Here is a 24,779-nt window from a genome sequence, read left to right on the forward strand (position 1 = left end):
GGCTCCTGTCAGCCCTCGGCCTTGCCGCGGCGCCAGTAGCCCATGAAGGCGACGGAGCGGCGGTCGATGCCGAGGTCGCTCACGAGGTGGCGGCGGAGGAGCTTGATGACGCCAGCCTCTCCGGCGATCCAGGCGTAGCAGTCGGTGAGGGGCCCGGCCGACGTGTCGGCGGTCGGGACCTCCCAGAGGATGGTGGTGTCGACGTCGACGTCCTCGAGCTCCGCAGCGGGCTGGCCCTTGGGCAGGCTGATGCGCTCGATGGGCACGTCGTGGCACGAGGTGTCGCACAGGCCGGCAGCCTGCTTGGCGGCGCAGAGCTGCATGTGGGCGCGGACCGCGCCGTCGAGGAGGCTGCCGTGCTCGACGGGGTCGGATCCGCCGCGGCTGCGCGGCAGCCAGGTGATCGACGCCCCGGCAGGCAGGGTGAGCGAGAGTGCGTCGGCCTCGAGCGGGACCTCGACGAAGGCTTGCGCCTCGGTACCGGGGGCGAGGGACTCGAGGATGGAGCAGATGGCCGGGGCCGCGGTCTCGTCACCCGCGAGGACGAGGGTGGTGGCCGACGCGGGCGGCGCCCACTCGATGCCCGACGCCGGGCCGTCGTAGCGAGCGTTCGGACCGATGAGGACGCAGGGCGTGCCGGTCTCGACGGTCTGGAGCCAGCGCGCGGCGGGGCCGTCGTGGCCGTCGTCGGACACGTGGACCACCATGTCGACGTCGACCTCGCCGAGGCCGACGTGCGGACGGACGGCGCGGACCGTGTAGGTGCGCAGCGGGCAGCGGAGCTCGTCAGGGAGCTCGCGCCACGCGGCGTACCAGGAGTCACCCTCGAAGTCGGCGGCGTCGGGACGGTGCCCGGCCTCGTTGGGGAGCACCAGCTTGATGCGCTGGTCGAGCCCGTCGGTGCCGAAGGCCGCAGCGTCAGGCCCCGTGAAGGTGACACGCACGAACGACGGGCTGAGCTCCTGCACCCGGGCGACGGTGACGTCGAAGACACGGTAGGCGGGCTCGGCACGCGTGACGGTCTCGGTCGTCGCTGTCGTCGTCATGCTTCGAGTATGGCATGCCTTACCTTGGAGAGGTAAGGCTCAACTCAGCAGGACGGTGTGCGAGATCCCACACGCAGCACCGCCCGAGGCGACACCAGCCCCGTGTGAGGGAGGCGCTGTCAGCCCCGTGCGAGCGGGCTGCTCGGCCCCTCGTACCCGCTCGCCGCCCGGAACTCGGCGAGCTCACGCACCGCCTCGGCGCGCTGTCGACGAGGGCGAAGCTCGGGCGGGACCCAGCCGCTGACGTGCTTGCGCCAGACCTTCCGCGCGCTGTACCGAGGCCCGACGACAGTGCTGAGGACCCCGAAGGCGACCCACCACGGCCAACCGGAGAGCATCTGCGTCCACACGTCTAGGTCTCCGACCACACCGAAGAACATTCCCATGGAGACGACGAGCAGGACGAGATAGGCGACGAACCACCGCAGCGCATGCAGCCGCCCGAGGAGGTCGTCGATCATCCACACCCGGTAATCGACAGGAAGGTCGGCTCCGAAGAGCCGGTACCGCAGCCACGGCAGCAGCGGCGGGTGCTCGCGGAACCGCAGCGCCCACCCGGCCCACAGTACGGAGAGCCCGTCACGGAGACGGACCGTCCGCGCATCCGGCCCGGCGAGGTCGAGCAGCGTCCCGACGAGGTCCTCGCCGCAGGAGAACCGCCACCGGCGCGGGTAGGCCCGCAGCCAGAGACGGGCGGACTGCTCCAGGAGAGTGCGCGAGTCACCCACGACCTGCACCCCCGTCGGTCGCGAACCCGTCCATGCCGTCGTAGCCGTCGCCGTCCCGGCGCAGGCTCGCGCGGTACTGGGCGAGCTCGACCTCGGCCTTCCACCGCTCTCCTCGAGGGCGGAGCTCGGGCGGGAGCCACCCGCTCACGTCGCGCTGCCAGATGTGGCGCGCACGAGCACGTGGCTGGACCACCGCCGTCACGAGCAGCATGCCACCGAAGCCCGTCACGATGGCCTCGGGGGCCACCGCGAGCAACGGCGCGAGGAAGGGCAGGACTGCGACGAGACCCAAGAGCACCACGGCAGCCGCAACGATGCCGGTCCCGGTGCTCCGGAGCGCGTGGAACCGGCCGAGGAGGTCGTCCATCAGCCACGGCCGGTACTGCGCGGGCAGCCCGCGCTCACGCAGCCTGTACGCGAGCCACGGCCCCAGTGGCGGGTGCTCGCGCCACCGCAGCGCCCACCCGGCGCGCACCACCGACACCCCGTCGCCCAGCCGCACCGTCCGTGCGTCCGGCCCGGCGAGGTCGAGCAGCGTCCCGACGAGGTCCTCGCCGTAGGCGTAGCGCCACCGCCGCGGGTAGGCCCGCAGCCACAGCCGTGCTGTGCGCTCGGTCGTCGTCATCGTCGTGGTCCCCCTGCCAGCCATGCTCACGCACCCCCTAGTGCTGGGCGTCCGAGCGCCCGTGGTCGGTCGAGCACCCGCTGCGCGCGGGCAGCGAGCCTCGCGAGGTTCTCGGTCTCGGTCTGCGCCGCCTGCGCGCCGAGGTCGGTCGCGCGGTAGTAGCGGCGCAGCCGACCGTCGACGATCTCCTCGCCGTCGGCGACGACGAACGCTGCGGCGAGCAGGCGGTCGAGGTTGCCGTACAGCGTCCCGGCGGCGAGCCTCACCTCGCCGCCCGAGATCTCGGCGACCTGCTTGATGACGCCGTAGCCGTGCTGGCGCTCCTGCACGAGCGTGAGCAGGATGAGGTACGCCTGCTGCGTCATCTTGAACGAGGTCATCACCCGACCGTAGCCACGACGATATATATCGTCAAGCGAACTATGCGGGTGCGCGCGACCAGGCTGTGCGCTCGACCTTCACACGAACCCGTGGCGACCTGACCGACCCGGTCACACCCATACCGGACACTTGGTGCATGCGTGCCTCACCGCCACACCCCACCGCCCGACCGCCTCTCGACGCCCGCTCGGCTCGCGCCCCACGACGGTGGCTGTGGGTGGTCTCGGCGACGTGCCTCGTCGCCCTCGGCACGGGCGCTGCGATCGGGTACTCGCTCACCCGCGACACGCACGTCGGCCGCGGCTCGGTCGGGAACGCGCACGCACCCGAGCACGAGGTGCCGCCTGCTCAGACCTTGGCGTGACGCGCCCGGCCGAAGGCGTAGACGCCGTAGGCGGCAAAACCGATCGCGACGAGCGTGAGGATCACGGCGCCGTAGGGAAGTCCTGCGAGCGCGTGGAGCGCGGAGTCGAGACCCTCGGCCTGCTCCGGGTCGCTCTGCACCGCGGCGACCACGAGCAGCACACCGACCACACCGAGCGCGGCCCCCTTGCCGACGTAGCCGACCCGACCGGCACGGCGGACCCAGCGTGACGGGCTCGACTCGAGGTCCTCGAGGAACTTCTCCTTCCAGCCCTTCACCACGTGGTAGACGCCGACCGCGACCACACCGACCCCGGCGACCCCCACGAGCACGCGACCCGCGCCCGACGACATCAGGCTCGACGTGGCGCTGCTGGACCCGCCGCCGGAGTCGCTGGTCAGCACCGTCACGGTGGTGAAGGCGAGCACACCGTAGGTCACGGCCTTGGCGGCGGCCTTGACGCGGTCCTTGGCCTCGCCCCAGGCGATCGCCTCGGTGGCCTGCCACAGCGCGAGCAGCACGAAGCCGACGAGCAGCACCCAGAGCAGCACCTGACCGGCGCCGTCGCCGGCGAGCTTCTGGAGCGCGCCCTCCTGGTCGGCCTGCTCGCCGCCGGAGGTCCACGCCAGCTGGACGGTCACCCAGGCCAGCAGGAGGTGCAGGACACCGCTCGCGGCGTACCCGAGCCGGGCGCCCTTCTCGACGAGGGGGTGGTCGCCGGCGCGGGAGGCTGCTTGCTGCACGTGTCCAGTCATGCGACGAGCCTGGCACCGGGTGACTCTCAGCGCACGCCCAGGCGCCGCCGACGTGACGCCCGCCACGTCGGCGCGAGCACCCGACGGTCAGCGGGAACGGCGAAGACCGGGCCTAGAGCCCGCCAGCCCTCAGAGCTCGGCGCCCGTGAGCCTGCGGTAGGCGTCGAGATACCGGGCACGCGTCGTCTCGACGACCTCGTCCGACAGGAGCGGCGGTGCGTCGACGCCGTCCTTGTCCCACCCGGACTCGGCCGAGACCAGCCAGTCGCGGATCGGCTGCTTGTCGAAGCTCGGCTGGGACTGCCCCGGGACCCAGCGGTCGGCGGCCCAGAAGCGCGAGGAGTCGGGGGTGAGCACCTCGTCGCCGAGGATGATCTCGCCCGTCGCCGGGTCGACCCCGAACTCGAGCTTGGTGTCGGCGAGGATGATGCCGCGCTCGCGAGCGATGCCCTCGGCCCGCGCGTAGACGGCCAGGGTCAGGTCGCGCAGCCTGGTCGCGTCTTCCAGCCCGATGGTCGAGGCCACGACCTCGAAGCTGACGTTCTCGTCGTGCTCGCCGACCTCGGCCTTGGTGGCCGGCGTGAAGATGGGCTCGGGCAGGCGTGAGCCGTCGACGAGCCCCTCGGGCAGCGGCACCTCGCACACGGAGCGGCTCTGCCGGTACTCGACGAGGCCCGACCCGGTGAGGTACCCGCGGACCACGCACTCGACCGGGAACATCTCGAGTCGGCGGCAGACCATGGCGCGCCCTGCGACGGCGTCGGGCACGAGGCCGTCGCCGGGCATCGAGGACGCCTCGACGCTGACGACGTGGTTACCGACGATGTCGGTGAGCTGCTCGAACCACCACAGGCTGAGCTGGGTGAGCACGGTGCCCTTGTCGGGGATCCCGGGGCTGAGCACGTGGTCGTAGGCGCTCACGCGGTCCGAGGCGACGACGAGCACCACGTCGCCGAGGGGGTGCACACCGCCGTAGTGGGCGAGGTCGGGCTCGTAGAGGTCGCGGACCTTGCCGGAGTAGACGTGCCGCCAGCCAGTGAGGTGGAGCGGCGCGTCGTCCGGCGACTGTACCTGCGCGCTCATCGGGCGTCCGCCGCAGCCTGCTCGGCGATGTCGGTGCGGTGGTGCGAGCCCGGCAGCACGATGCGGTCGACCCCCGAGTACGCCAGGCGTCGTGCCTCGGCGAGCGTCTCGCCGACACCCACGACGGAGAGCACCCGGCCGCCCGCGCTGCGCAGCACGCCCTCGTCGTCCGTCGACGTGCCCGCGTGCAGCACGTGCACCCCGGGCAGGTTCTCCGCCTCGGAGACGCCCGTGACCGGGCCGCCGGTCTGCGGGGCAGCGGGGTACCCGCCCGAGGCGATCACCACGGTGACGGCCGCGTCGTCGCGCCAGTGCAGCGGCGGCAGCTCGTCGAGGTGCCCGGTCGAGGCGGACAGCAGCAGAGCGGAGAGCGGCGTCTCGAGGCGCGAGAGCACCACCTGGGTCTCCGGGTCGCCGAAGCGCGCGTTGAACTCGATGACGCGGGTGCCACGGCTGGTGAGCGCGAGCCCCACGTAGAGCACCCCGACGAAGGGGATCCCGCGCGAGCGCATCTCGTCGACCGTCGGCTGCGCGATCCGCGTCAGCACCTCGTCGGTCAGGCCCTCCGGGGCCCACGGCAGCGGGCTGTACGCGCCCATGCCGCCGGTGTTGGGGCCGGCGTCGCCGTCGAAGGCACGCTTGAAGTCCTGAGCCGGTGCGAGCGGGACGACGGTCTCGCCGTCGCTGATGCAGAACAGCGACACCTCGGGTCCGTCGAGGAACTCCTCGATGACCACGCGCGGGTCTCCCCCGCGGTCCGGGTTGGCGAAGCACTCCTGCGCGTGGCGCAGCGCCTCGAGCCTGTCGGTCGTGACGACGACGCCCTTGCCGGCGGCGAGCCCGTCGTCCTTGACCACGAAGGGCGGGCCGAAGGCGTCGAGCGCGTCGCCCACCTGGTCGACCGTCGAGCAGACGCGGGCCATCGCGGTCGGGACGTCCGCGGCGGCCATGACGTCCTTGGCGAAGGCCTTGGACCCCTCGAGGCGGGCGGCGTCGGCGCTCGGGCCGAAGACCGGCGTGCCCGTCGCGCGCACGGCGTCGGCGACCCCGGCGACGAGCGGCGCCTCAGGACCGACGACCACGAGGTCGGCACCGATCTGCTCGGTGAGCGCGGCGACCGCGCTGCCGTCGAGCGCGTCGACCCGGTGCAGGGTCGCGAGCGCTGCGATGCCCGGGTTCCCGGGCGCCGCGTGCAGCTCGTGCGGTCCCCCGGCGGGGGTCTCCTGCGCGAGCGAGTGGACGATGGCGTGCTCACGAGCACCGGACCCGACGACAAGAATCTTCACGAGACGTGAGTCTACTGATGACGTCCGGACGCAGGGACGGGCGGGACCCGTCCTGAGACAGGTCCCGCCCGTTCGTGCTGATGCTGCTGGTGCTGGTGCTGGTGCTGGTGCGTCGAGCCTCAGTCGTCGATGAGGTCGTGGCGCTGGATCGTGGCCTCGCGGCCGGGGCCGACGCCGATCGAGGAGATCCGTGCACCGGACATCGCCTCGAGGGCGAGGACGTACGCCTTCGCGTTCTCGGGGAGCTCGTCGAAGGTGCGCACGCCGGAGATGTCCTCGGTCCAGCCGGGGAACTCTTCGTAGATCGGCGTCGCGTGGTGGAAGGCGCTCTGGTCGGTCGGCATCTCGTCGTAGCGGACACCGTCGACGTCGTATGCGACGCAGACCGGGATCTTCTCGATGCCGGTGAGCACGTCCAGCTTGGTCATCACGAGGTCCGTGAGGCCGTTGACGCGCGAGGCGTACCGGGCGATCACGGCGTCGTACCAGCCGCAGCGGCGGGCACGGCCGGTGGTCACGCCGACCTCGCCGCCGACGCGGGCGAGGAAGGAGCCCCACTCGTCGAAGAGCTCGGTCGGGAACGGGCCCTCACCCACGCGGGTGGTGTACGCCTTGATGACGCCGACCACGCGGTCGATGCGCGTCGGGCCGATGCCCGCACCCGTGAGCACGCCGCCGGCGGTCGCGTTGGACGACGTGACGAAGGGGTACGTGCCGTGGTCGATGTCGAGCATCGTGGCCTGGCCGCCCTCGAAGAGCACCGTCTTGCCCTCGTCGAGCGCGGTGTTGAGCACGAGCGAGGTGTCCGCGACCATCGGGCGCAGGCGCTCGGCGTACTGCATGAGCTCCTCGACCGTCTCGTCGACGGTGATCGCGCGCCGGTTGTAGACCTTCACGAGCAGGTGGTTCTTCTGCTCGAGGGCGCCCTCGACCTTGGCGCGCAGGATCTTCTCGTCGAAGAGGTCCCAGACGCGGATGCCGACGCGGTTGATCTTGTCGGAGTACGTCGGGCCGATCCCGCGACCGGTCGTGCCGATCTTGCGCTTGCCGAGGAAGCGCTCGGTGACCTTGTCCATGATGCGGTTGTACGGCGCGATGACGTGCGCGCTGCCGGACACCAGCAGGCGCGAGACGTCGACGCCACGCGCGATGAGCGCGTCGAGCTCTTGGTAGAGGACCTCGATGTCGATGACGACACCGTTGCCGATGACGGGGGTGACGCCAGGCGAGAGGATCCCGGAGGGCAGCAGGTGCAGGGCGTACTTGTCGCCGTTGATGACGACCGTGTGCCCGGCGTTGTTCCCGCCGTTGAACTTCACGACGTAGTCGACCCGAGAGCCGAGCTGGTCCGTCGCCTTGCCCTTGCCTTCGTCGCCCCACTGGGCACCGACGACGATCACGGCTGGCATGGAATCCCCACCTTCAACCTGCCTGTCTGTGGGCAGCACAGCGGCTCGACTTCGCGCTGGTGCTCGGGACTCTCGGGCGGCAGTGACCCGATCTCCCCGGCGAGTTTACCGTTTGTCGCAGTTCGGCGCACCGCGCCCTCGGGGGTGGGGGTCAGCGCAGGGCGGCGACGGCGTCGGCCGAGACGCCGGAGTCCACGAGGAAGGTCTGGCAGCGGGCGGCCTCGTCGTCCTCGCCGATCGCCTCGGCGGCCTCCGCGAGCGCGAGCAGCGCCCGCAGGAACCCCTGGTTGGGGGCGTGCGTGACGGGGATCGGACCCTGGCCGCGCCAGCCGGCGCGGCGCAGCGAGTCGAGGCCGCGGTGGTAGCCGGTGCGTGCGAAGGCGTACGCGGTGACGTCGTCGCCGCGGTCCAGCGCGCCCTCGGCGAGCAGCGCCCAGGCGTAGGACGACGACGGCACGTCGCGGGCGACGTCCTGCGCGCTGCGACCGCCGTCGATCTCCGCGCGGGCGGCGACGTCGGGGTGGTCGGCGCCGAGCAGGGTGGGTGCGGGGCCGAGGAGGTTCGCGGACGGGTCGAGGGGTGCGTGGCTCATGCGACCCATTGTGCCCCGTCCGTCCCGGCGGGCGTCGTGCGCCCCGTCGGGCCCTGCGGGCGTCCGTTGCCGAGTCGTGACCGGACCAGGGTGCGGCTGCCGGGGGGCGTCGATAGAGTCGGGCCTCATGATCGAGATCGCGACCTCACCTGCGACCACCACCCTCGTGATCGCCGGTGATCTCGACCTCGCCGAGCGGGACCAGTTCCCCGAGATCGCCGCGCGCGTGGTCGGCCTGCGCCGCCAGCTGCTGGTCATCGACATGTGCCGCGTGACCTTCATGGACTCCACCGGCGCAGCGTTCCTCATCTCCCTCGCCGACTCCGGCCGCAAGCGCGGCGGAGCCACCGTGCTCCGCGGCTGCGACGACCGCGACCTGTTCGTCCTCGAGGTCTGCGGCGCCCTCGAGCTGTTCCGCATCGACCCGGACCACGCCTGCGCGCCCAAGACGCCGGCGACGGGCGTCCCGGCGGTCGAGGAACGCCCCGGCCGGACCCGCTGAGGCGGCCCGACCTCCGCACCACCGTCGCCCGAGGCGCGAGAGGTGGAGCACTCCCCATGTCCTCGTCGGGCGCTCAGCCCCTACTGTCTCCATGATGTCGAGGGAGGGCGCGCAGCAGCGCAGCCCACCTCGAGGAACAGACGATGGAGACCACGTGGCACAGCTACGGATGACCGGGCACAGAGTCCTGGTCGCGGACCTGCGGGGCGAGACGATCCGGGCGATCACCGGCTCGATGGTCGCCTACGAGGGCGACATGACCTTCAAGAACGCCGGCATGGGCGGCGGCGACGGCTTCAAGGCCGCGTTCAAGCGCAAGATGACGGGCGAGTCGATCTCGCTCATGGAGATCAGCGGGACGGGCAGCGTCCACCTCGCGGTCGACGCCCAGCACATCACCCTGGTGAACCTGCAGGACGACACCATGAGCGTCGAGGCCTCCCAGCTCCTCGCGCTCGACGGGCCGCTGCGCACCGACGTAAAGTTCTCCGGGCTGCGCGGGGCCACGTCGGGTCAGGGGCTGTTCACCACGACGGTCTCGGGCACCGGGACGATCGCGCTGCTGTCCTCCGGAGGACCGCTCATCGCGCTCGGCGTGACCCAGCAGACCCCGCTGGTCGCCGACCCGGACGCGTTCGTCGCGTTCCACGGGCAGCTCAACCAGAGCTTCGTCACCGACGTGACGTGGCGGTCCGCGGTCGGCGGAGGCAGCGGCGAGGCCTTCTCGCTGCGGTTCGACGGCCACGGCGTGGTCTACATCCAGCCCGAGGAGCGGTAGAGATGACCCTGGAGATCGAGAACGGCAAGGTCCTCAAGGCCACCATCACCCCGGGCGCCCAGCTGACGGCGCGCAAGGGCAGCATGCTCTACTACCGCGGCGACGTGCGGTTCGTCCCGCACTCGATGGGCGGCGGGGGCGGCATGCCGGGCTTCGGCGCGGTGGCCGGCGCCGCCGGTCGGATGATGCAGGGCGAGCACGTCGCGATGATGACCGTCGAGGGCCAGGGCGAGTCCTACTTCGGCCACGAGGGCCTGTACGTGGACGTCGTGGAGCTCGACGGGGTGAACCAGCTGACGGTCGAGGCCAGCCGGCTGCTGGCCCACGAGGGCTACCTGCAGACGTCGATCGTCCCGCTCACCGCCCAGGGCGGGGTGCGGGGCGCGGTCCGCGGCGCCGTCACCGGGCAGGGCATGTTCACCACCCAGCTGAGCGGCCAGGGCACCGTGGCGATCCTGTCGCACGGCGGCACCTTCGCCCTCGAGGTCGGCAACGGCCACCCCGAGGTGGTCGTCGACCCGCAGGCCTACGTGGGCCACCGCGGGCCGATCACCGTCGACCTCTCCGCGAAGGTCGGCTTCCGCGACGTGGTCGGCAAGGGGTCCGGCGAGGCCACCCAGCTGCGGTTCACCGGCCAGGGCACCGTGTGGGTCCAGGCGTCCGAGCAGAAGTTCTGAGCAGGAGAACGACATGAGCATCCAGATCCTCGACCCGTCGACGCTGCCGACGGACGACAACCTCCCCGGCAACTCGTACGCCTTCTGCGTCGACCTCACCGGCACCCCGTGGTTCACCTCCAAGGGCGCGATGATCGCGTACTACGGGACCGTGCAGTTCGAGCCGCTGAGCCGCACGAGCGTCACCGGCATGGTGGCGTCGCAGTTCTCCTCGCCGCTCTACGCGGACGACTGGGTGGTGGCCCAGGGCAAGGGCAAGCTGATCCTCGGCGACCGTGGCTTCGACATCAACTCCTTCGACCTCGACGACGGCAACCTCACCATCAGGGCGTCGAGCCTGCTCGCCTTCGAGCCGGGGCTGAGCCTCAAGCAGTCGATCGTGCCCGGGTTCCTCACCCTGCTCGGGACGGGCAAGTTCCTCGCCTCGTCGAACGGCCCGGTGATGTTCGCCGAGCCTCCGCTGCGCGTCGACCCGCAGGCCCTCGTGGGCTGGGCGGACACCCCGGCTCCCTCGCACCACTTCGACGCGCAGTGGATGTCGTCGTTCCTCAGCGCGACCGCGGGGTTCTTCGGCATGGACTCCGGCGAGGAGCGCCAGTTCGACTTCACCGGGACGGGGACGGTGCTCATCCAGTCGAGCGAGAAGGTCCTCGACGACAAGCACCTGTTCCGGCACGTGGAGTCGCAGACCGCGAGCCTGAGCCAGGTGAGCCTGCAGCAGCTGCACCGGTCGATCGGCGCGCGCCTGCAGCAGTGACACCGACGGCTGCTCCCCGGGCGAGGCCCTGCCTCGGGGAGCAGCCGTACAGGTCGAGCCGGTCGAGCCGGTCGAGCGAGTAGAGCAGGTCGAGCAGGGTCAGGCGCCGGGCTGCGCCGGCCGTGGGGTGACGGGCCGGACCTTCGCCCACACGAGCTTCCCCGTGCCGCTCGGGCGCCAGCCCCAGTCGGCCAGCCGCTCGACGATCTGCATGCCGTAGCCGCCGAGCCGGTTGGCGTGCCCGTCGGTCGTCACGGGCGGGGACGGGTTCGAGTCCTCGACCTCGATGCGCAGCCCGTCGCCCGTGTCGAACAGGCGCAGGGCGATGTGGCCCCACCCGTGCAGGACGCCGTTGGCGACGAGCTCGGAGACCACCAGCTCCGCGCTGGACACGTCGGCGATCTCCCACGCCTGGCACGTGCGCAGCACGGCGTGCCGGGCACGCCCGATGGACGCCGGCTCGCTCGGCAGCACCCAGCGGCGCGAGCGCGGGCTGACCGTGGGCAGCAGTCCGTCCCTGGCCGGGTCGGGCACGCGGACGACGACGACGGCGACGTCGTCCTCGGGCGCCTCCGCGAGCCGCGCGAGGAGCTCTTCGCCGATGCCGGCGGCGTCGGTCGCCGTGATGCTCGCCGCCGTGCTCACGAGCGCGTCGAGCCCCTGGCGCAGGGCCCGGTCCCGGCGCTCGATGAGCCCGTCCGTGTAGAGGACGAGGGTGTCCCCGGGCTCGAGGGTCGTCGCGGCGGTCGTCCGGGCCCGCGACCCGAAGCCGACGAGCGCCCCTCCGGCGCCGTCGAGCTGCGTGACGACGCCCCGTCGCACGAGCAGGGGTGGCAGGTGCCCTGCCCGGGAGTACTCGAGCCGCCACCGGACCCCGCGGCCCGCGTCGGAGGCCGAGGCGCCCGAGGCCGCGGCAGAGCCCGACACCTCGTCGGACCGCGCGGGACGCGGCCCCGTGGTGCGGCGCAGCGTCGCGTAGACGAGGCTCGCCGAGCGCTGCACGCGCATGCCCGCGACCAGCTGGTCGACGCGCTCGAGCACGGGGCCCGGGACGGTGAGCTCGAAGGCGTAGGACCGCACCACGGAGCGCAGCTGACCCATGGTCGCGGCCGCCTCGATGTCGTGCCCCACGACGTCGCCGATCACGACCCCCGCGATCTCCTCGTCGATCTGCAGGATGTCGTACCAGTCGCCGCCGATCTGCGCGTCGTCGGAGGTCGGTGCGTAGTACGTCCACACGTCGAGGCCGGCCACCTCGACCTGCTCGGGGAGCATCGACCGCTGGAGCGTCTCGGCGAGCGTGTGCTCCCGGGCGTGCAGACGCAGCGTGTCGACCCCGACGGCAACCCGGTCGACGAGCGCCGTGACAAGCCGGGCCGAGGTCTCGTCGTCGACCCCGTCCACCGTGCGCAGCGACACGAAGACGCCGTGCACGGCGCGCCGCCCGGGGACGACCACCACCTGGGCCACCGGGACCCCGGGACCGTCGCCCGGCGCGTCGAGCAGGCCGGCGCGCTCACGGACCTCCGCGGACACCGTCGCGGCGTCGCTCCCCGCGGGGTAGGTGGTCGCGAGCGGGAAGTCGACGGGACCGGTGACGTAACCGTCGACCAGCTCGCGGAGCGGGTCGATGAAGGTGGTCACGTCGGTCGGGGTCCCAGCCGACTCCCCGACCACCCGGGCGTCGCCGAGGGCGTCGGTCGAGACCGGCGACCGGCGCGGTCGGGACAGCGCGACCGGTGGCACCCCGTCGGAGTAGCCCAGCCCGCCGTCGTCCAGGAAGAACCCGCCCCAGGCCACCACGCCGCGACCGTAGGCGGCGCAGATGTCGCGCAGGACGAAGGGGTACTCCATGTCGTTGAGCAGCCGCGAGACGCCGCTGACCATCGAGACGACCGACTCGGCCGTCTCGGCACGACGCACGGCACCGGCACGCCCGGCCGCGTCGCGCACCTGCCCGGAGACGTCGCTCAGCAGCGCGAGCCACGCCTCGACCTGCCCGTCGCCGCCACGGACCTGCGAGAGCGCGTACTCGCACCAGAGGTGCGCGCCGTCGGCGCGCCGGTTGAGCATCCGCCAGGTGACAGGCGTCCCGTCGGACGAGGGGCCCATCGCCGCCCGGACCGCGTCGAGGTCGAGGGCACTGCCCTCGTCGGACTCCAGCACGGTGACGGGAAGGCCCACCACGTCGTCCGGGAGGTGACCGGTCAGGCGCCCGAAGGAGTCGTTGGCCCAGAGGATCGTCGGGACCGGTGCGGTCGGGTCGAGCAGGACCGCTGCGACCCCGGCACCCTGGAGGGCGCGGCCGAGGACAGGCAGCGGGAGGCCCGGTGCCTCGTCGTGCGTCACGGGACGGTGGTCTCCGAGGTCCGGCGCGTCACCTGACACGCCGCGACGCGGTCTCGCGGACTCCACTCGAACCCCTCCACATGGTCTGTGCGGACAGCATAGAGGGTCGCCGCCGGGCGCGTCCGGCGGCGCTCACGGGCCCGCGCGTGTCGCCCGCCGGACCTCGCAACTAGTCAACCGGGCCTCGTCACGACACAATGGTCCCCTGTCGAAGGGAGCATCGTGGGCGAAGCCAATACCCCGCACGCCGTCGGGTCTGTCGAGCCGGCAGCAGCACCAGGCCGTGACGACGTCGCGCTGGTGGGAACGGACGAGATCGAGCCCGGCTCGGTCCACGTCATCGTCGACGACATCCACGCGCGCGTGGTGCTGTCGGGAGAGATCGACGCCGACCTCTCGGCCGACCTGCAGCAGGCCACCGAGGACGTCCGCGAGGCGGGGCTGCCCGTCGACGTCGACGTCCACCACGTGACGTTCATGGACTCGTCGGGCGTGGCCTTCCTCGCGCGGCTGACCTCGGTGACCCCGGGGCGCGTCCGCCTGCACAACACACCGCCGACCGTGAAGTTCCTGCTCGAGGTGACGAGCATCGGGACGATGCTCGACATCGTCGAGGACGAGGCCGACGGCGGGCCCGGCGCACCCCGCGCCACGGAGCCCGCCGAGGGCTGAGCGGGTCGCCGCGCGCCTGCGCGAGACCCGGCACAGCACGAAGGACGCCCGAAGGGCCCGGTGGAGATCTCCACCGGGCCCTTCGTCTGTCTCGATCGTGCGTCACGCCCCGGCACAGGGCCGGGGCGTGAGCGCTGCGTCGGTCAGGTCAGCCGATCGACTGGCCGGCCGAGCGGAGCTGCTGGGCAGCCTCGACGATGCGCTGGGCCATGCCGGCCTCAGCAGCCTTGCCCCAGGCGCGCGGGTCGTAGGACTTCTTGTTGCCCACCTCGCCGTCGACCTTGAGGACGCCGTCGTAGTTGCGGAAGAAGTGGTCCGCGACCGGACGCGAGTACGCGTACTGGGTGTCGGTGTCGACGTTCATCTTGATGACGCCGTTGTCGACAGCCTCGGAGATCTCCTCGGCCGTGGAGCCGGAGCCGCCGTGGAAGACGAGGTCGAAGGGGTTCTCCTTGCCGATGACCGAGCCGACGCCCTCCTGGATCTCCTTGAGGAGCGACGGGCGCAGCTTGACCGCACCCGGCTTGTACACGCCGTGCACGTTGCCGAAGGTGAGGGCCGTGAGGTAGCGGCCCTTCTCGCCGGTGCCGAGGGCACGAACGGTCGCGAGGCCGTCCTCGACGGTCGTGTAGAGCTTCTCGTTGATCTCGGCCTCGTGGCCGTCCTCCTCGCCACCGACGACGCCGACCTCGATCTCGAGGATGGTGCGCGCCGCGACGGAGAGCTCGAGGAGCTCCTCGGCGATGATGAGGTTCTCGTCGAGCGGCACGGTCGAGCCGTCCCACATGTGCGACTGGAAGGTGGGGAGCTTGCCGGCCTTGACCTGCTCGGCCTCGAGGGCGAGGAGCGGGCGGACCCAGGAGTCGAGGTTCTGCTTGGCGCAGTGGTCCGTGTGGATGGCGACGGTGATGCCGTAGCCCTTGGCGACCTCGGTCGCGTACGCGGCGAGGGCGAGCGAGCCGGCGACGCGGTCCTTGACGGTCGAGCCGGACGCGTACTCCGCGCCACCGACGGACACCTGGATGATGCCGTCGCTCTCAGCCTCAGCGAAGCCCTGGAGGGCTGCGGTGACGGTCGAGGACGACGTGATGTTCACGGCGGGGTAGGCGAACTTGCCTGCCTTCGCGCGGTCGATCATCTCGGCGTAGACCTCGGGGGTTGCGATGGCCATCGATAGCTCCTGTACAAGAGGGTGTGCATGGGTGGGACTTCGAGAGAAAGTCTGTCACGAAAACGCGTCGGCATCCCTGGGCCGTTCGACCCGTGGGCGCGTGGGACCGACCTGTGGTCCCCTGCGGCCTCAGCCGACCTGGGCGTGCTGGACCACCCACGCGTGCATCGCGACGGCGGCCGCCGCGCCCGCGTTGATGGACCGCGTCGACCCGAACTGCGTGATGTGCACCAGGTCGACGCTGGCCGAGCGGGCCTCGGGGGTCAGACCTGCTCCTTCCTGGCCGAAGAGCATGACGCAGCGCTCCGGGAAGGCGTACCGCTCGATCGCGACGGACCCGGGCACGTTGTCGATCCCGACGACGGGCAGGCCCGCGTCCTGCGCCCACGCGAGGAAGGCCTCGACGTCGGGGTGGTGGCGCACGTGCTGGTACCGGTCGGTGACCATCGCGCCACGGCGGTTCCAGCGCCTGCGACCCACGATGTGGATCTCTGCGGCCGCGAAGGCGTTCGCGGTGCGCACGACCGACCCGATGTTGAGGTCGTGGCCCCAGTTCTCGATCGCCACGTGCAGCGGGTGCCGACGGGTGTCGAGCTCGGCGACGACGGCCTCGACCGTGAGGTAGCGGAACTCGTCGACGACGTTCCGGCGGTCGCCGTGCTCGAGGAGGTCGGGGTCGTACCGCGGGTCGAGGGCGCCGTCGTCCGTGCGGGGCCAGGCGTCGTGGCCCCCGGGCCACGGTCCGACGCCGACCTCGTGGTCGGGCCGCCCGGCGCGCTCGTCTGCCGGGGCGTCGGGCTGCTCGGACCGGTCGGCCACGGCTCGGGGCTGCGGTGTCACCATGACCTCTAGTCTGCCGTGGCACCCCGCCTGCGCCTCCGCCAGCACCACGCAGACCGCGACCCTCGCACCACCTGGTGACGGCTCAGAGGTGCTCACACGGTGCGCATCTGGTGCTGAGGTACCCCGTCCCGCCCTGTGCGGAAGGGCAGCACGTACTCTGGTGCCCGTGATCTCAGCTGACATCCTCGCGTCCGCCGGCGACCAGGTCGTGGCCCTCGGACCCGACTGGCTCAACGCCGACAGCCTCATCTCCTCCTTCGGAGGGTATGCGCTCATCGGCATCTGCCTGGTGATCTTCGTGGAGACGGGGCTGCTGTTCCCGTTCCTCCCCGGAGACTCGCTGCTGTTCACCGCCGGGATGCTCGTCGCGCAGGACCAGCTCGACTTCCCGCTGTGGCTGCTGTGCATCCTGCTGTTCCTCGCCGCCTTCGCAGGGGACCAGTGCTCCTACCTCATCGGTCGGACGGTCGGTCCCAAGATCTTCAACAAGCCGGACTCGCGGTTCTTCAAGCAGTCCTACGTCGACCAGACCAACGCGTTCTTCGACAAGTACGGGGGCCGGGCGCTCATCCTGGCGCGCTTCGCGCCCTTCGTGCGGACCTACGCGCCCGTCGCCGCAGGCGTCGGCAAGATGTCGTACCGCCACTTCGTCAGCTACAACGTCATCGGCGCGCTGCTGTGGGGCGTGGGGATCACGGTCCTCGGGTACTTCCTCGGTCAGATCAGCTTCGTCCACGACAACATCGAGGTGATCCTGGTGATCATCGTCTTCGTGTCGGTGCTGCCGATCATCATCGAGGTCAGCCGCGGCTGGGTGTCCAAGCGCAAGGCTGCTGGCACCGCCGGGACCGAGGGCGCCGAGGACACTGCGGGCACGGCGGGCACCGCCGCGCTCTCGCCCGCTGCTGCCTCCGCTGCACCGGGGTCGCCGGCCGTAGCATCTGAGGCAGAGGCCTCCGACGTCGTCGAGGGCACCACCTCCGACGACAGGGAGCACTGATGACCCGCACGATCGAGTCCTGGCTGACCGACATGGACGGGGTCCTCGTCCACGAGGGCCACGCGATCCCGGGCGCCGCGGAGTTCATCAAGACCCTGCGCGACAAGGAACGTCCGTTCCTCATCCTCACGAACAACTCGATCTTCACGGCGCGCGACCTGCGCGCCCGGCTCTACGCGTCGGGCATCGACGTCCCCGAGTCGGCGATCTGGACCTCCGCCCTCGCGACCGCCCAGTTCCTCTCGGACCAGATCCCCGGGGGCAGCGCGTACGCGATCGGCGAGGCGGGCCTGACGACGGCGCTGTACGAGGCCGGCTACACGCTCACCGAGTCGGACCCTGACTACGTGGTCCTCGGCGAGACGCGCACCTACTCCTTCGAGGCGATCACCAAGGCCGTCCGGCTGATCCTCGGCGGTGCACGGTTCATCTGCACCAACCCCGACGCCACGGGGCCCAGCGCCGAGGGGCCGCTGCCCGCCACGGGTGCGGTCGCCGCGATGATCACGCGCGCCACCGGTCGCGAGCCGTACTTCGTGGGGAAGCCCAACCCGATGATGTTCCGCTCGGCACTCAACCGGATCGACGCGCACTCGGAGTCGACCGCCATGGTGGGCGACCGCATGGACACCGACGTGGTCGCCGGCATCGAGGCCGGCCTGCACACGTTCCTGGTGCTCACCGGCTCGACCACCGTGAAGGACGTCGACCGGTACCCGTTCCGGCCGAGCACCGTCGTGGACTCGGTCGCGAACCTCATCGAGCGCATCTGACAGCGCGCCGCGTACGACGAGAGGCCCTCCTCCCCCGACAGGCTGTCGGGGGAAGAGGGCCTCTCTCGTCCCTCGCGGGACCCTGGCTCAGACCGTGCGGCGCTGGCGACGCGCGAGCGCGACCGCCCCGACACCGGCGAGGAGCGTGAGGAACGCCGCCAGCCCTGTGGTGACCGACGCGTCGGCTCCCGTGGTGGCGAGCGCACCGGCGCCGTTGGCACCGGAGGTGACGTCGCACTCGACCTCGGCGCCCAGCGGGAACGCGAAGGTGACGGGGTCCATGGCGTCACCGGCGTTGTAGAACCCGCCGAAGGCGCTGGCGCCGGCCGAGGTGAGCGAGGCGCTCGCCCCGGTCCAGGTGACGGTGCCGCCGGTCGTGGACTTCGTGCCGGTGAGGTTGAGCGACGCGATGGTGACGCCGCTCTGCTGGTTCTTGGTGCCCTCCATGTCGGAGGACGCCACGTCGGCGATCAGCGACCCGGTCGAGGCGCTGTTCACCTGGACGCGGACGTTGGAGATCGTCAGGTCGAGGATCCCGCCGTGCCCGCTGAAGCCCACCGAGCCGGGGAACGAGACGCGTCCCTGGTCGACGTCGGAGTTGAACTTCCCGCTGCCGCCGCTCCAGCCGAAGCTGGAGCCCGAGCTCGTCACGCCGGAGGGCGTGATGGCGCCCTTGGCGATGGGGCCGGTGATGTAGGTGCGGAACGACTCCTTGACGCCCCAGCTCAGGGTGGCACCGGAGACCGAGCGTGCGACGCACTGCTGGGCTGCGGTCGGGACGACGGGCGCCTCGACCGTGATCTGCACCTGCGACCTCACGCCGTCGGGCGACTCGAGCGAGAGCGTGTGCACTCCCGGCGTGAGGTCGGCCGGGATGGTGACGGTCGCCGATGCCTGCCCGGCCGCGTCGGCGGTGATGCCCGACGCGAGGAGCTGGCGCTCGGAGTAGATCGCGGCCTCGATGCCCTCGGTGCCGGAGCCGAAGCCCTGACCGATGAAGGTGACCTCGCCGCCCGCGACGACGGTCGTCGCGCTCGCCGCGGCGTTGGCGTAGACACCCGGCGCGAAGGGCGCGACGACGCCGGGCTGCTCGGTGCCGGGCTCGCCGGGCGTGCCCGGGGTGCCCGGCTCCGTGGGGACGCCGGTGCTGGCGCCCACGGTGAAGGTCACCGGGTCGATGGCCTCGCCGGCCTGGTAGAAGCCGGAGAACGCCTCGGCGCCAGCCGCGGTGAGCGTCGCCGGAGCAGAGGCCCAGGTGGTGACGCCGTCGCTGGTGGTCGAGGCCGGCAGCGCGAGGGCTGCGAAGTCCACGGCCTTCAGGTCGAAGGTGCCGCCGTCGAGGGTGGTGCCGCGGGCGTCGACGACCAGCGTGGCGGTCGAGGCTCCGGTAAGGCGGACCGAGGGGTTGCTCAGCGTGAGGCTGAGTGCGCCCGAGTGTCCCGAGAAGCTCACGGCACCGGTGTAGCCGGCGGTGCCGGTCGTCCCGTCGACGTCCGAGGACGACTGCGGGAAGGCGAAGAGCGAGCCAGCCCTCGAGGCGCCGTCGGCGACGGAGACCGTGCCCGAGGCGATCGGTCCGACGATGTAGCTGCGGAAGGACTCCTTGACGCCCCAGGTGAGCGTGCCGCGGGCGACCGGGTTCTCCGGCGTGACCGGGGTCTCGGGGTCGACCGGGGGCACGGGGACCTCCGGGTCGACGGGGACCTCGGGGTCGACCGGCGTGGTCGGCGTGCCCGGCTTCACGGTGATGGCCGTGCGGGTGTCGATGCTGCGGTCGGTGGCCGAGAGACCGTGAGCCGCCGAGGTCGCCACCATGTAGCTCTTGGACGGGTCGAGGGTGCCTGCGGGGATGGTGACCTGCGTGCTGAACGCACCGTCGCGGAACTGCGGCGCGGGCACGAAGGCCTGCACGGCCCAGCCGGCGCCCGGGAGCGCGGTGCCGGTCGGCCAGGTGGAGGTCTCACCGACGAGGACGTAGGCGCCGTTCGCGGCGCCCGGTCCGGTGAAGCCGGTACCCGAGACCGTGAGGACGTTGGCGACGGAGGGGTCGAGGGCGGTCGACGGGGTGACCGTGACGGCCGGCTTGACCTCGGGCGTGCCCGGGTCGGTCGGGACCTCGGGGTCGACCGGTGCGCCCGCGAGGGTGACCGGTGCGTAGAGCTCCTGGGTGGGGCTGGTCACGCCGCCGGCACCGTAGGTGTAGACACCGGTGTTCCCGGTCGCAGGCCACCCCGAGGTGCTCTCCTTGACCGTCAGCGTCGCCTCGAAGGTCCCGTCCGGCTGGACCACGACGAGCTGACCACGGATCGACGCCTGGAAGGCCGTGGGCACGGCGTCGAAGGCCGCCTGGCTCAGCGCCCAGCGCTGGTCACCGACCGCACGCGCGCTGCTCGGCGCACCCGCAGACGGCTTCCACGAGTCCGCGAACTTGCCGAACACCACGTACGTGCCCGCAGGGCTGCCGGCCGCGATCGGCGGACGACCACCCGCAGGAGCGATGTTCCCGGCCGGGTCGAAGCCCGAACCCTTCACCACGACCGTCGAGCCCAGCTCGACCGAACCCGACAACGGCGTCGTGCCGTCAGCAGCGAAGAGCGAGACCTTCGGGGTGTAGACCGGCTTGACGGTGACCGGTGCGTAGAGCTCCTGGGTGGGGCTGGTCACGCCGCCGGCACCGTAGGTGTAGACACCGGTGTTCCCGGTCGCAGGCCACCCCGAGGTGCTCTCCTTGACCGTCAGCGTCGCCTCGAAGGTCCCGTCCGGCTGGACCACGACGAGCTGACCACGGATCGACGCCTGGAAGGCCGTGGGCACGGCGTCGAAGGCCGCCTGGCTCAGCGCCCAGCGCTGGTCACCGACCGCACGCGCGCTGCTCGGCGCACCCGCAGACGGCTTCCACGAGTCCGCGAACTTGCCGAACACCACGTACGTGCCCGCAGGGCTGCCGGCCGCGATCGGCGGACGACCACCCGCAGGAGCGATGTTCCCGGCCGGGTCGAAGCCCGAACCCTTCACCACGACCGTCGAGCCCAGCTCGACCGAACCCGACAACGGCGTCGTGCCGTCAGCAGCGAAGAGCGAGACCGCGGGCGTGTAGACGACTGGCTCGGGGTCCGTGGGCTCCGGTGACGGCTCGGGGTCGGTCGGCTCCGGCGTCGGCTCGGGGTCCGTGGGCTCGGGCGTCGGCTCGGGGTCCGTGGGCTCCGGCGTCGGCTCGGGGTCGGTCGGCTCCGGGGTCGGCTCGGGCTCGGCCTGCTTGAGGGTGATCGGCGTCCGGGTGTCGAGGCTCCGGTCGGAGGTCGACAGCCAGTGCGCGGCCGAGGTTGCCACGACGTAGCTCTTGGTGGGGTCGAGCGCGCCGGCTGCGACCGGGACGGTCCCGGTGAAGGCCCCGGCGGTGAACTGCGCGGCGGGGACGTGGATCTGCGCGACCCAGCCGTCGCCGGGCAGCGGGGTGCCTGGTGCCCAGGCTCCGGCCTCGCCGACCAGGACGTACGCGCCGTTCGCGGCGCCCGGTCCGGTGAACCCGGTGCCCGAGACGACGAGCTGGTTCGCCACCGTCGGGTCGATGTCGGTCGACGGGTTGACCGTGACGACGGGGTTGGGCGCGTCGTCTGCCGCCTGCGCCGGCGCGAGGACGCCGACGAGGGACAGCCCGGCGGTCAACGCCATGACGGTCAGGGTGGCGAGCAGGCGTCGTACGCGATGCTCGAGGACGGTGGGCACCGTGGGGCCTCCTGGGGTCGGCGCCTCGCGGCGCGGTCTCGGCGCGCTCGCGAGTCCGCGACCTGCACACCTGTATGGACCGGACCATATAAGGAGAGCCTTACCAAAGCAAGCTTAGGCACTCCTAAACTCCACCTGGTGGACACCTGAGAACCGCCGGCACCCGTCGGGAGCCGCTACGTGTCGACGACGACGCCCTTCGCGACCCTCAGCCAGCAGCCCCGCGGGTGCCTCCGCCGAGGTCAACCACGGGCACCTGACGGGCGGCCGGGTCGGCGAGCGCGAAGTACTCGGCCGGCTGGAACCCGAACCCCCGTCCGACGACCCCGGAGGGGAAGGACTCCAGCCGCGTGCTCAGCGCGCGGACGTTCGCGTCGTAGAACCGGCGGGCAGCGGCGATGCGGTCCTCCGTGGTCGCGAGCTCACGCTGGAGCTCGACGAACCCCGCGGACGCGCGGAGCTCCGGGTACGCCTCCGCGACCGCGAGCAGCCCACCGAGGGCGCGGCCGAGGTCGGACTCCTGGGCCGCCTGCTCCGCCGGGCCCGACGCCTGCCGCAGCGCCTGCGCCCGGGCGGCCGAGACGGCGTCGACGACCGACCGCTCGTGGACCACGTAGGCCTGCACGGCCTCGACGAGGTTGGGCACCAGCTCGTGGCGGCGGTTCAGCTCGACGTCGATCTGCCGCCAGGACTCCTGCACCAGGTTCCGGAGGCTCACGAAGCCGTTGTAGGTGGCGACCACCCACCCAGCAGCGACCAGCAGGAGCACTCCGAGGAGGACGAGGGCGACGATCATGGCAGACCTCCGGTGATGGCAGAGCCGGTACGGGCAGAGCAGCTACGGGCAGAGCGGGCCCACGGCGCCGGTCGAGGCTGGGATCAGCCCGTCGGGCTCGCACCGCCGCTGGGCGAGCGGTCCTGCCACACGTACGGCGGGACCAGGTCGATCATCTCGTCCAGGCGGGCCGCGGTCCACCGGACGGTGTCGAGCCGCGGGCGACCGCTGGTCCAGGTGAGGAGCGCGTCGCCGGCGAACCTGAGCCGCAGGTCCGCGACGTCGGGCTCGAGCAGCCGAGCCATGGTGCGCGGGTGCACCACGTCGTGGGCGAGCCGAAGGTCCGGCGAGGTCACCCTCCACCGCCGGTTGAAGTCGTCGGACTCGAAGACGATGTCCTGGCCGCCGAGGGCCGTGGCGATCCTGGTGCCGAGGTTCGCGGGCACCAGGTCGAGCTGCGGCAGGGCCGCGGGGAGCATCACGGCGACGACGTGGTACTCGTGCACCCTCGGTCCGCTGCCGTCGCCGGAGTCGGGCGTCTGGTAGCTGTACCTGAAGGAGACGGCGAGCCGTCCGCTGCCGGCCGAGGCCGGACCGGAGACCACCTCGGTCGCCCGTCGCACCGCGCCCGTGCCGAAGGGGCGCTCGGACCACCGCGAGACGAGCGAGCGGTCGCTCGCGCGCCACGACCAGCCGTTCGCCTCGGCCCAGACGCGGACCGCGTCACGCCGTCTGCGCGCGACGAGCAGCCCGAGGCCGCCGAGGGCGAGGATCGCCACCAGCCCGACGGCGAGGAGCGACCCCACGTCGAGACCTACTCGAGGCCGAGGTCGGCGAGCCCGAAGAGCGAGTGGTACGGCACGCCGAGCGCCTCGATCTTCTCGCGCGCCCCGGTCGCACGGTCGACGATCGTGGCGACGCCGACGACCTCGGCCCCTGCCGCACGGGCAGCCTCGATCGCGGCGATAGGCGAGCCACCCGTCGTCGTCGTGTCCTCGACGACGACCACGCGGCGGCCGCTGATGTCCGGTCCTTCGATCTGGCGCTGCATCCCGTGCGCCTTGGCGGCCTTGCGGACCACGAAGGCGTCGAGGTCGAGACCACGCGAGGCGGCTGCGTGCAGCAGCGCGGTCGCGATCGGGTCGGCACCGAGGGTGAGCCCGCCGACGGCGTCGACCTCGGCGGTGCCGAGCCCGGCCTCCTCGAGGGCGTCGAGCATGACGTGCCCGATGAGCGGGGCGGCCCGGTGGTGCAGCGTCACGCGACGCAGGTCGACGTAGTAGTCCGCCTCCTTGCCGGAGGAGAGCGTCACCTTGCCGTGCACGACGGCGAGGGACGTGATGAGGTCGCGCAGCTGCTCGCGGGGGGTGGGGCCGGTGAAGGAGTCGGTGGTCGTCACGCCGCCCACCTTATCGCCAGGCCTGGTCGCTCCACCGGCAGCGCGAGCCCACGACGTCGGGAGGCCGGGTTGGCGGGTAGCCGGGTGGCCGGTCGACTTCGTGACTTTCGAGCGAGTTCGTGACTTTCGAGCGAGTTCGGCACCTACATGTCACGAACTCGCTCCCAGCTCACGAACTCGCTCCGAACTCACGAACTCGAAGGTGCAGGGGGGCAGGGATCAGGGTGCCGGGGATGGCTGGGGAGGGCGGACAGCTGGGGTGGGGGCGGCTGGGGATGACGGACGGGGCGGGGTGGGTCTCAGCGGGCTTCGGCGGCGCGGACGGCTGACCTCGGGGCGAGGCGGAGGAGGCCGGCGGCGAGCCGGTACCGGATCGACGGGGTGGAGATGACGGCGCCGCGGCGGACGTCGCGCAGGGCGGCGGTGACGACGGCACCGGCGTCGAGCCAGGCGACCGCGGGGAAGGACGAGTAGTCGAGCTGCGCCCGCTCGTGGAACTCGGTCCGGGTCAGGCCGGGGCACAGTGCGGTCGCGGTGACGCCGGTGCCGCGCAGGTCGACGGCGAGCCCCTCGGTGAAGGTCCGCACCCAGGCCTTGTGGGCGGAGTACGTCCCCGACGCGGTGAGCGCCGCGACCGACGAGACGTTGAGGATCGCGCCGCGGGACCGCGAGCGCATCGCCCCCGCCGCAGCGTGGGACAGCACGAGCACGGCACGGACCATGACGTCGAGCGACGCCTCCTGATCGGCGACGTCGCCTGCCAGGAAGCGGTCGTGGACGGCGTACCCGGCGTTGTTGACGAGCAGGCTCACGGGGCGCTCGGTGCTGCGCAGCCGCTCGGCAACGCGCTCGGTCTGCTCGCGGTCGGAGAGGTCGGCCCCGAGCACCTCCACGTCGACCCCGGCGGCGGAACGGATCTGGTGGGCCAGCCGCTCGAGCCGCTCGGTGTCGCGGGCGACGAGGACGAGGTCGTGGTGCCCGGTCGCGAGCTGCCAGGCGAACTCGACGCCGAGCCCGGCGCTCGCGCCGGTGATGAGTGCTGTAGCCATGGGCGCCAGCCTACCGAGCAGCCCGCTCTCCCGGGTGAG

The 24,779-nt window shown here is 72.0% G+C and carries 25 protein-coding genes; 8 read left to right on the top strand and 17 right to left on the bottom strand.

Going from position 1 to position 24,779, the window contains the following annotated elements; translation table 11 throughout:
- Positions 1-8: 8 nt before the first annotated feature.
- From SKED_RS17230 to SKED_RS17245, 4 genes are all read right to left on the bottom strand, one after another.
- Positions 9-1,046 carry a siderophore-interacting protein gene (locus SKED_RS17230; protein WP_012868464.1) on the bottom strand — a complete coding sequence of 346 codons (1,038 nt, stop codon included), beginning with the start codon at positions 1,044-1,046 and terminating at the stop codon, positions 9-11.
- Between the two features lie 119 nt (positions 1,047-1,165).
- Entirely contained in the window at positions 1,166-1,774 is a 609-nt protein-coding gene (locus SKED_RS17235; protein ID WP_143755823.1) for a hypothetical protein, read from the bottom strand.
- On the bottom strand, positions 1,767-2,399 hold the full coding sequence (locus tag SKED_RS17240; protein ID WP_012868466.1) for a hypothetical protein: 633 nt from the start codon (positions 2,397-2,399) through the stop codon (positions 1,767-1,769). The genes SKED_RS17235 and SKED_RS17240 overlap by 8 nt, the downstream gene beginning before the upstream one ends.
- 26 nt (positions 2,400-2,425) lie before the next feature.
- A complete protein-coding gene (locus SKED_RS17245) occupies positions 2,426-2,779 on the bottom strand; it encodes a PadR family transcriptional regulator (RefSeq protein ID WP_245534586.1) in 354 nt (117 codons plus the stop codon).
- Between the two features lie 137 nt (positions 2,780-2,916).
- Between SKED_RS17245 and SKED_RS20135 the strand changes: the two genes are divergently transcribed.
- Entirely contained in the window at positions 2,917-3,144 is a 228-nt protein-coding gene (locus SKED_RS20135; protein WP_143755825.1) for a hypothetical protein, read from the top strand.
- Here SKED_RS20135 and SKED_RS17250 read toward each other — a convergent pair.
- The 5 genes from SKED_RS17250 to SKED_RS17270 form a co-directional block, all read right to left on the bottom strand.
- The gene (locus SKED_RS17250; RefSeq protein WP_042438172.1) at positions 3,129-3,899 is read right to left on the bottom strand and encodes a DUF1206 domain-containing protein; all 771 of its coding nucleotides are present in this window, start codon (positions 3,897-3,899) and stop codon (positions 3,129-3,131) included. The two genes, SKED_RS20135 and SKED_RS17250, sit on opposite strands and share 16 nt — an antisense overlap.
- 129 nt (positions 3,900-4,028) lie before the next feature.
- Positions 4,029-4,982 carry a phosphoribosylaminoimidazolesuccinocarboxamide synthase gene (locus tag SKED_RS17255; RefSeq protein ID WP_012868470.1) on the bottom strand — a complete coding sequence of 318 codons (954 nt, stop codon included), beginning with the start codon at positions 4,980-4,982 and terminating at the stop codon, positions 4,029-4,031.
- Entirely contained in the window at positions 4,979-6,268 is a 1,290-nt protein-coding gene (gene purD / locus SKED_RS17260) for a phosphoribosylamine--glycine ligase (RefSeq protein ID WP_012868471.1), read from the bottom strand. Before purD ends, SKED_RS17255 begins: the two co-directional genes overlap by 4 nt.
- Positions 6,269-6,387: 119 nt before the next feature.
- Positions 6,388-7,677, bottom strand: a complete 1,290-nt coding sequence (locus SKED_RS17265; protein ID WP_012868472.1) for an adenylosuccinate synthase — start codon at positions 7,675-7,677, stop codon at positions 6,388-6,390.
- Positions 7,678-7,828: 151 nt separating this feature from the next.
- Positions 7,829-8,269, bottom strand: a complete 441-nt coding sequence (locus tag SKED_RS17270) for a DUF3151 domain-containing protein (RefSeq protein WP_042439683.1) — start codon at positions 8,267-8,269, stop codon at positions 7,829-7,831.
- Between the two features lie 127 nt (positions 8,270-8,396).
- Between SKED_RS17270 and SKED_RS17275 the strand changes: the two genes are divergently transcribed.
- The 4 genes from SKED_RS17275 to SKED_RS17290 all read left to right on the top strand — a co-directional run bounded on the left by SKED_RS17275 (position 8,397) and on the right by SKED_RS17290 (position 10,983).
- Positions 8,397-8,771: an STAS domain-containing protein gene (locus tag SKED_RS17275; protein WP_012868474.1), complete on the top strand. Its 375-nt coding sequence runs from the start codon at positions 8,397-8,399 to the stop codon at positions 8,769-8,771.
- A 169-nt stretch (positions 8,772-8,940) separates the two neighbouring features.
- Positions 8,941-9,549 (top strand): AIM24 family protein, encoded by a 609-nt coding sequence (locus SKED_RS17280; RefSeq protein WP_012868475.1) that lies wholly within the window; start codon positions 8,941-8,943, stop codon positions 9,547-9,549.
- A 2-nt stretch (positions 9,550-9,551) separates the two neighbouring features.
- Positions 9,552-10,226, top strand: coding sequence for an AIM24 family protein (locus SKED_RS17285; protein ID WP_012868476.1), 675 nt, complete (start codon positions 9,552-9,554; stop codon positions 10,224-10,226).
- A 13-nt stretch (positions 10,227-10,239) separates the two neighbouring features.
- Positions 10,240-10,983, top strand: coding sequence for an AIM24 family protein (locus tag SKED_RS17290; protein ID WP_012868477.1), 744 nt, complete (start codon positions 10,240-10,242; stop codon positions 10,981-10,983).
- 99 nt (positions 10,984-11,082) lie between these two features.
- Here the strand turns inward: SKED_RS17290 and SKED_RS17295 are convergent, their stop codons facing one another.
- The gene (locus tag SKED_RS17295; RefSeq protein WP_169310153.1) at positions 11,083-13,332 is read right to left on the bottom strand and encodes a SpoIIE family protein phosphatase; all 2,250 of its coding nucleotides are present in this window, start codon (positions 13,330-13,332) and stop codon (positions 11,083-11,085) included.
- Positions 13,333-13,554: 222 nt separating this feature from the next.
- On the opposite strand from SKED_RS17295, the gene SKED_RS17300 reads away from it, so the two are divergent.
- Positions 13,555-14,004 (top strand): STAS domain-containing protein, encoded by a 450-nt coding sequence (locus SKED_RS17300; protein WP_143755827.1) that lies wholly within the window; start codon positions 13,555-13,557, stop codon positions 14,002-14,004.
- 148 nt (positions 14,005-14,152) lie between these two features.
- On the opposite strand, the gene fbaA is transcribed toward SKED_RS17300, so the two are convergent.
- Together fbaA and SKED_RS17310 are read right to left on the bottom strand one after the other, a co-directional pair.
- Positions 14,153-15,175 carry a class II fructose-bisphosphate aldolase gene (gene fbaA, locus SKED_RS17305; protein WP_012868480.1) on the bottom strand — a complete coding sequence of 341 codons (1,023 nt, stop codon included), beginning with the start codon at positions 15,173-15,175 and terminating at the stop codon, positions 14,153-14,155.
- Between the two features lie 129 nt (positions 15,176-15,304).
- Positions 15,305-16,018 carry a TrmH family RNA methyltransferase gene (locus SKED_RS17310; RefSeq protein WP_012868481.1) on the bottom strand — a complete coding sequence of 238 codons (714 nt, stop codon included), beginning with the start codon at positions 16,016-16,018 and terminating at the stop codon, positions 15,305-15,307.
- 166 nt (positions 16,019-16,184) lie between these two features.
- Here SKED_RS17310 and SKED_RS17315 point away from each other — a divergent pair, with 166 nt between their 5' ends.
- Together SKED_RS17315 and SKED_RS17320 are read left to right on the top strand one after the other, a co-directional pair.
- Complete coding sequence (locus tag SKED_RS17315) at positions 16,185-17,018, top strand: VTT domain-containing protein (protein WP_012868482.1); 834 nt, start codon at positions 16,185-16,187, stop codon at positions 17,016-17,018.
- Positions 17,018-17,791, top strand: a complete 774-nt coding sequence (locus SKED_RS17320; RefSeq protein ID WP_012868483.1) for an HAD-IIA family hydrolase — start codon at positions 17,018-17,020, stop codon at positions 17,789-17,791. The genes SKED_RS17315 and SKED_RS17320 overlap by 1 nt, the downstream gene beginning before the upstream one ends.
- 87 nt (positions 17,792-17,878) lie before the next feature.
- Here SKED_RS17320 and SKED_RS17325 read toward each other — a convergent pair whose 3' ends face one another.
- From SKED_RS17325 to SKED_RS17345, 5 genes are all read right to left on the bottom strand, one after another.
- Complete coding sequence (locus SKED_RS17325; protein ID WP_012868484.1) at positions 17,879-21,517, bottom strand: HtaA domain-containing protein; 3,639 nt, start codon at positions 21,515-21,517, stop codon at positions 17,879-17,881.
- Between the two features lie 208 nt (positions 21,518-21,725).
- Positions 21,726-22,313: a LemA family protein gene (locus tag SKED_RS17330; RefSeq protein WP_012868485.1), complete on the bottom strand. Its 588-nt coding sequence runs from the start codon at positions 22,311-22,313 to the stop codon at positions 21,726-21,728.
- An 83-nt stretch (positions 22,314-22,396) separates the two neighbouring features.
- The gene (locus SKED_RS19250) at positions 22,397-23,098 is read right to left on the bottom strand and encodes a type III secretion system chaperone family protein (RefSeq protein WP_012868486.1); all 702 of its coding nucleotides are present in this window, start codon (positions 23,096-23,098) and stop codon (positions 22,397-22,399) included.
- Positions 23,099-23,106: 8 nt separating this feature from the next.
- Positions 23,107-23,700: an orotate phosphoribosyltransferase gene (gene pyrE / locus SKED_RS17340; protein WP_012868487.1), complete on the bottom strand. Its 594-nt coding sequence runs from the start codon at positions 23,698-23,700 to the stop codon at positions 23,107-23,109.
- Positions 23,701-23,990: 290 nt separating this feature from the next.
- Positions 23,991-24,740 (bottom strand): SDR family NAD(P)-dependent oxidoreductase, encoded by a 750-nt coding sequence (locus SKED_RS17345; RefSeq protein ID WP_012868488.1) that lies wholly within the window; start codon positions 24,738-24,740, stop codon positions 23,991-23,993.
- Positions 24,741-24,779: the final 39 nt, after the last annotated feature.

Source organism: Sanguibacter keddieii DSM 10542 (assembly GCF_000024925.1).
Taxonomy (GTDB): Bacteria; Actinomycetota; Actinomycetes; order Actinomycetales; family Cellulomonadaceae; genus Sanguibacter; species Sanguibacter keddieii.

What these genes read in the sequence shown, in the direction of transcription:
- SKED_RS17230 (WP_012868464.1), bottom strand. Translation starts at nt 1,046, where the DNA reads ATGACGACGACAGCGACGACCGAGACCGTCACGCGTGCCGAGCCCGCC.
- SKED_RS17240 (WP_012868466.1), bottom strand. Translation starts at nt 2,399, where the DNA reads ATGACGACGACCGAGCGCACAGCACGGCTGTGGCTGCGGGCCTACCCG.
- SKED_RS17245 (WP_245534586.1), bottom strand. Translation starts at nt 2,779, where the DNA reads ATGACCTCGTTCAAGATGACGCAGCAGGCGTACCTCATCCTGCTCACG.
- SKED_RS20135 (WP_143755825.1), top strand. Translation starts at nt 2,917, where the DNA reads ATGCGTGCCTCACCGCCACACCCCACCGCCCGACCGCCTCTCGACGCC.
- SKED_RS17250 (WP_042438172.1), bottom strand. Translation starts at nt 3,899, where the DNA reads ATGACTGGACACGTGCAGCAAGCAGCCTCCCGCGCCGGCGACCACCCC.
- SKED_RS17255 (WP_012868470.1), bottom strand. Translation starts at nt 4,982, where the DNA reads ATGAGCGCGCAGGTACAGTCGCCGGACGACGCGCCGCTCCACCTCACT.
- SKED_RS17265 (WP_012868472.1), bottom strand. Translation starts at nt 7,677, where the DNA reads ATGCCAGCCGTGATCGTCGTCGGTGCCCAGTGGGGCGACGAAGGCAAG.
- SKED_RS17270 (WP_042439683.1), bottom strand. Translation starts at nt 8,269, where the DNA reads ATGAGCCACGCACCCCTCGACCCGTCCGCGAACCTCCTCGGCCCCGCA.
- SKED_RS17275 (WP_012868474.1), top strand. Translation starts at nt 8,397, where the DNA reads ATGATCGAGATCGCGACCTCACCTGCGACCACCACCCTCGTGATCGCC.
- SKED_RS17280 (WP_012868475.1), top strand. Translation starts at nt 8,941, where the DNA reads ATGACCGGGCACAGAGTCCTGGTCGCGGACCTGCGGGGCGAGACGATC.
- SKED_RS17285 (WP_012868476.1), top strand. Translation starts at nt 9,552, where the DNA reads ATGACCCTGGAGATCGAGAACGGCAAGGTCCTCAAGGCCACCATCACC.
- SKED_RS17290 (WP_012868477.1), top strand. Translation starts at nt 10,240, where the DNA reads ATGAGCATCCAGATCCTCGACCCGTCGACGCTGCCGACGGACGACAAC.
- fbaA (WP_012868480.1), bottom strand. Translation starts at nt 15,175, where the DNA reads ATGGCCATCGCAACCCCCGAGGTCTACGCCGAGATGATCGACCGCGCG.
- SKED_RS17310 (WP_012868481.1), bottom strand. Translation starts at nt 16,018, where the DNA reads ATGGTGACACCGCAGCCCCGAGCCGTGGCCGACCGGTCCGAGCAGCCC.
- SKED_RS17320 (WP_012868483.1), top strand. Translation starts at nt 17,018, where the DNA reads ATGACCCGCACGATCGAGTCCTGGCTGACCGACATGGACGGGGTCCTC.
- SKED_RS17330 (WP_012868485.1), bottom strand. Translation starts at nt 22,313, where the DNA reads ATGATCGTCGCCCTCGTCCTCCTCGGAGTGCTCCTGCTGGTCGCTGCT.
- SKED_RS17345 (WP_012868488.1), bottom strand. Translation starts at nt 24,740, where the DNA reads ATGGCTACAGCACTCATCACCGGCGCGAGCGCCGGGCTCGGCGTCGAG.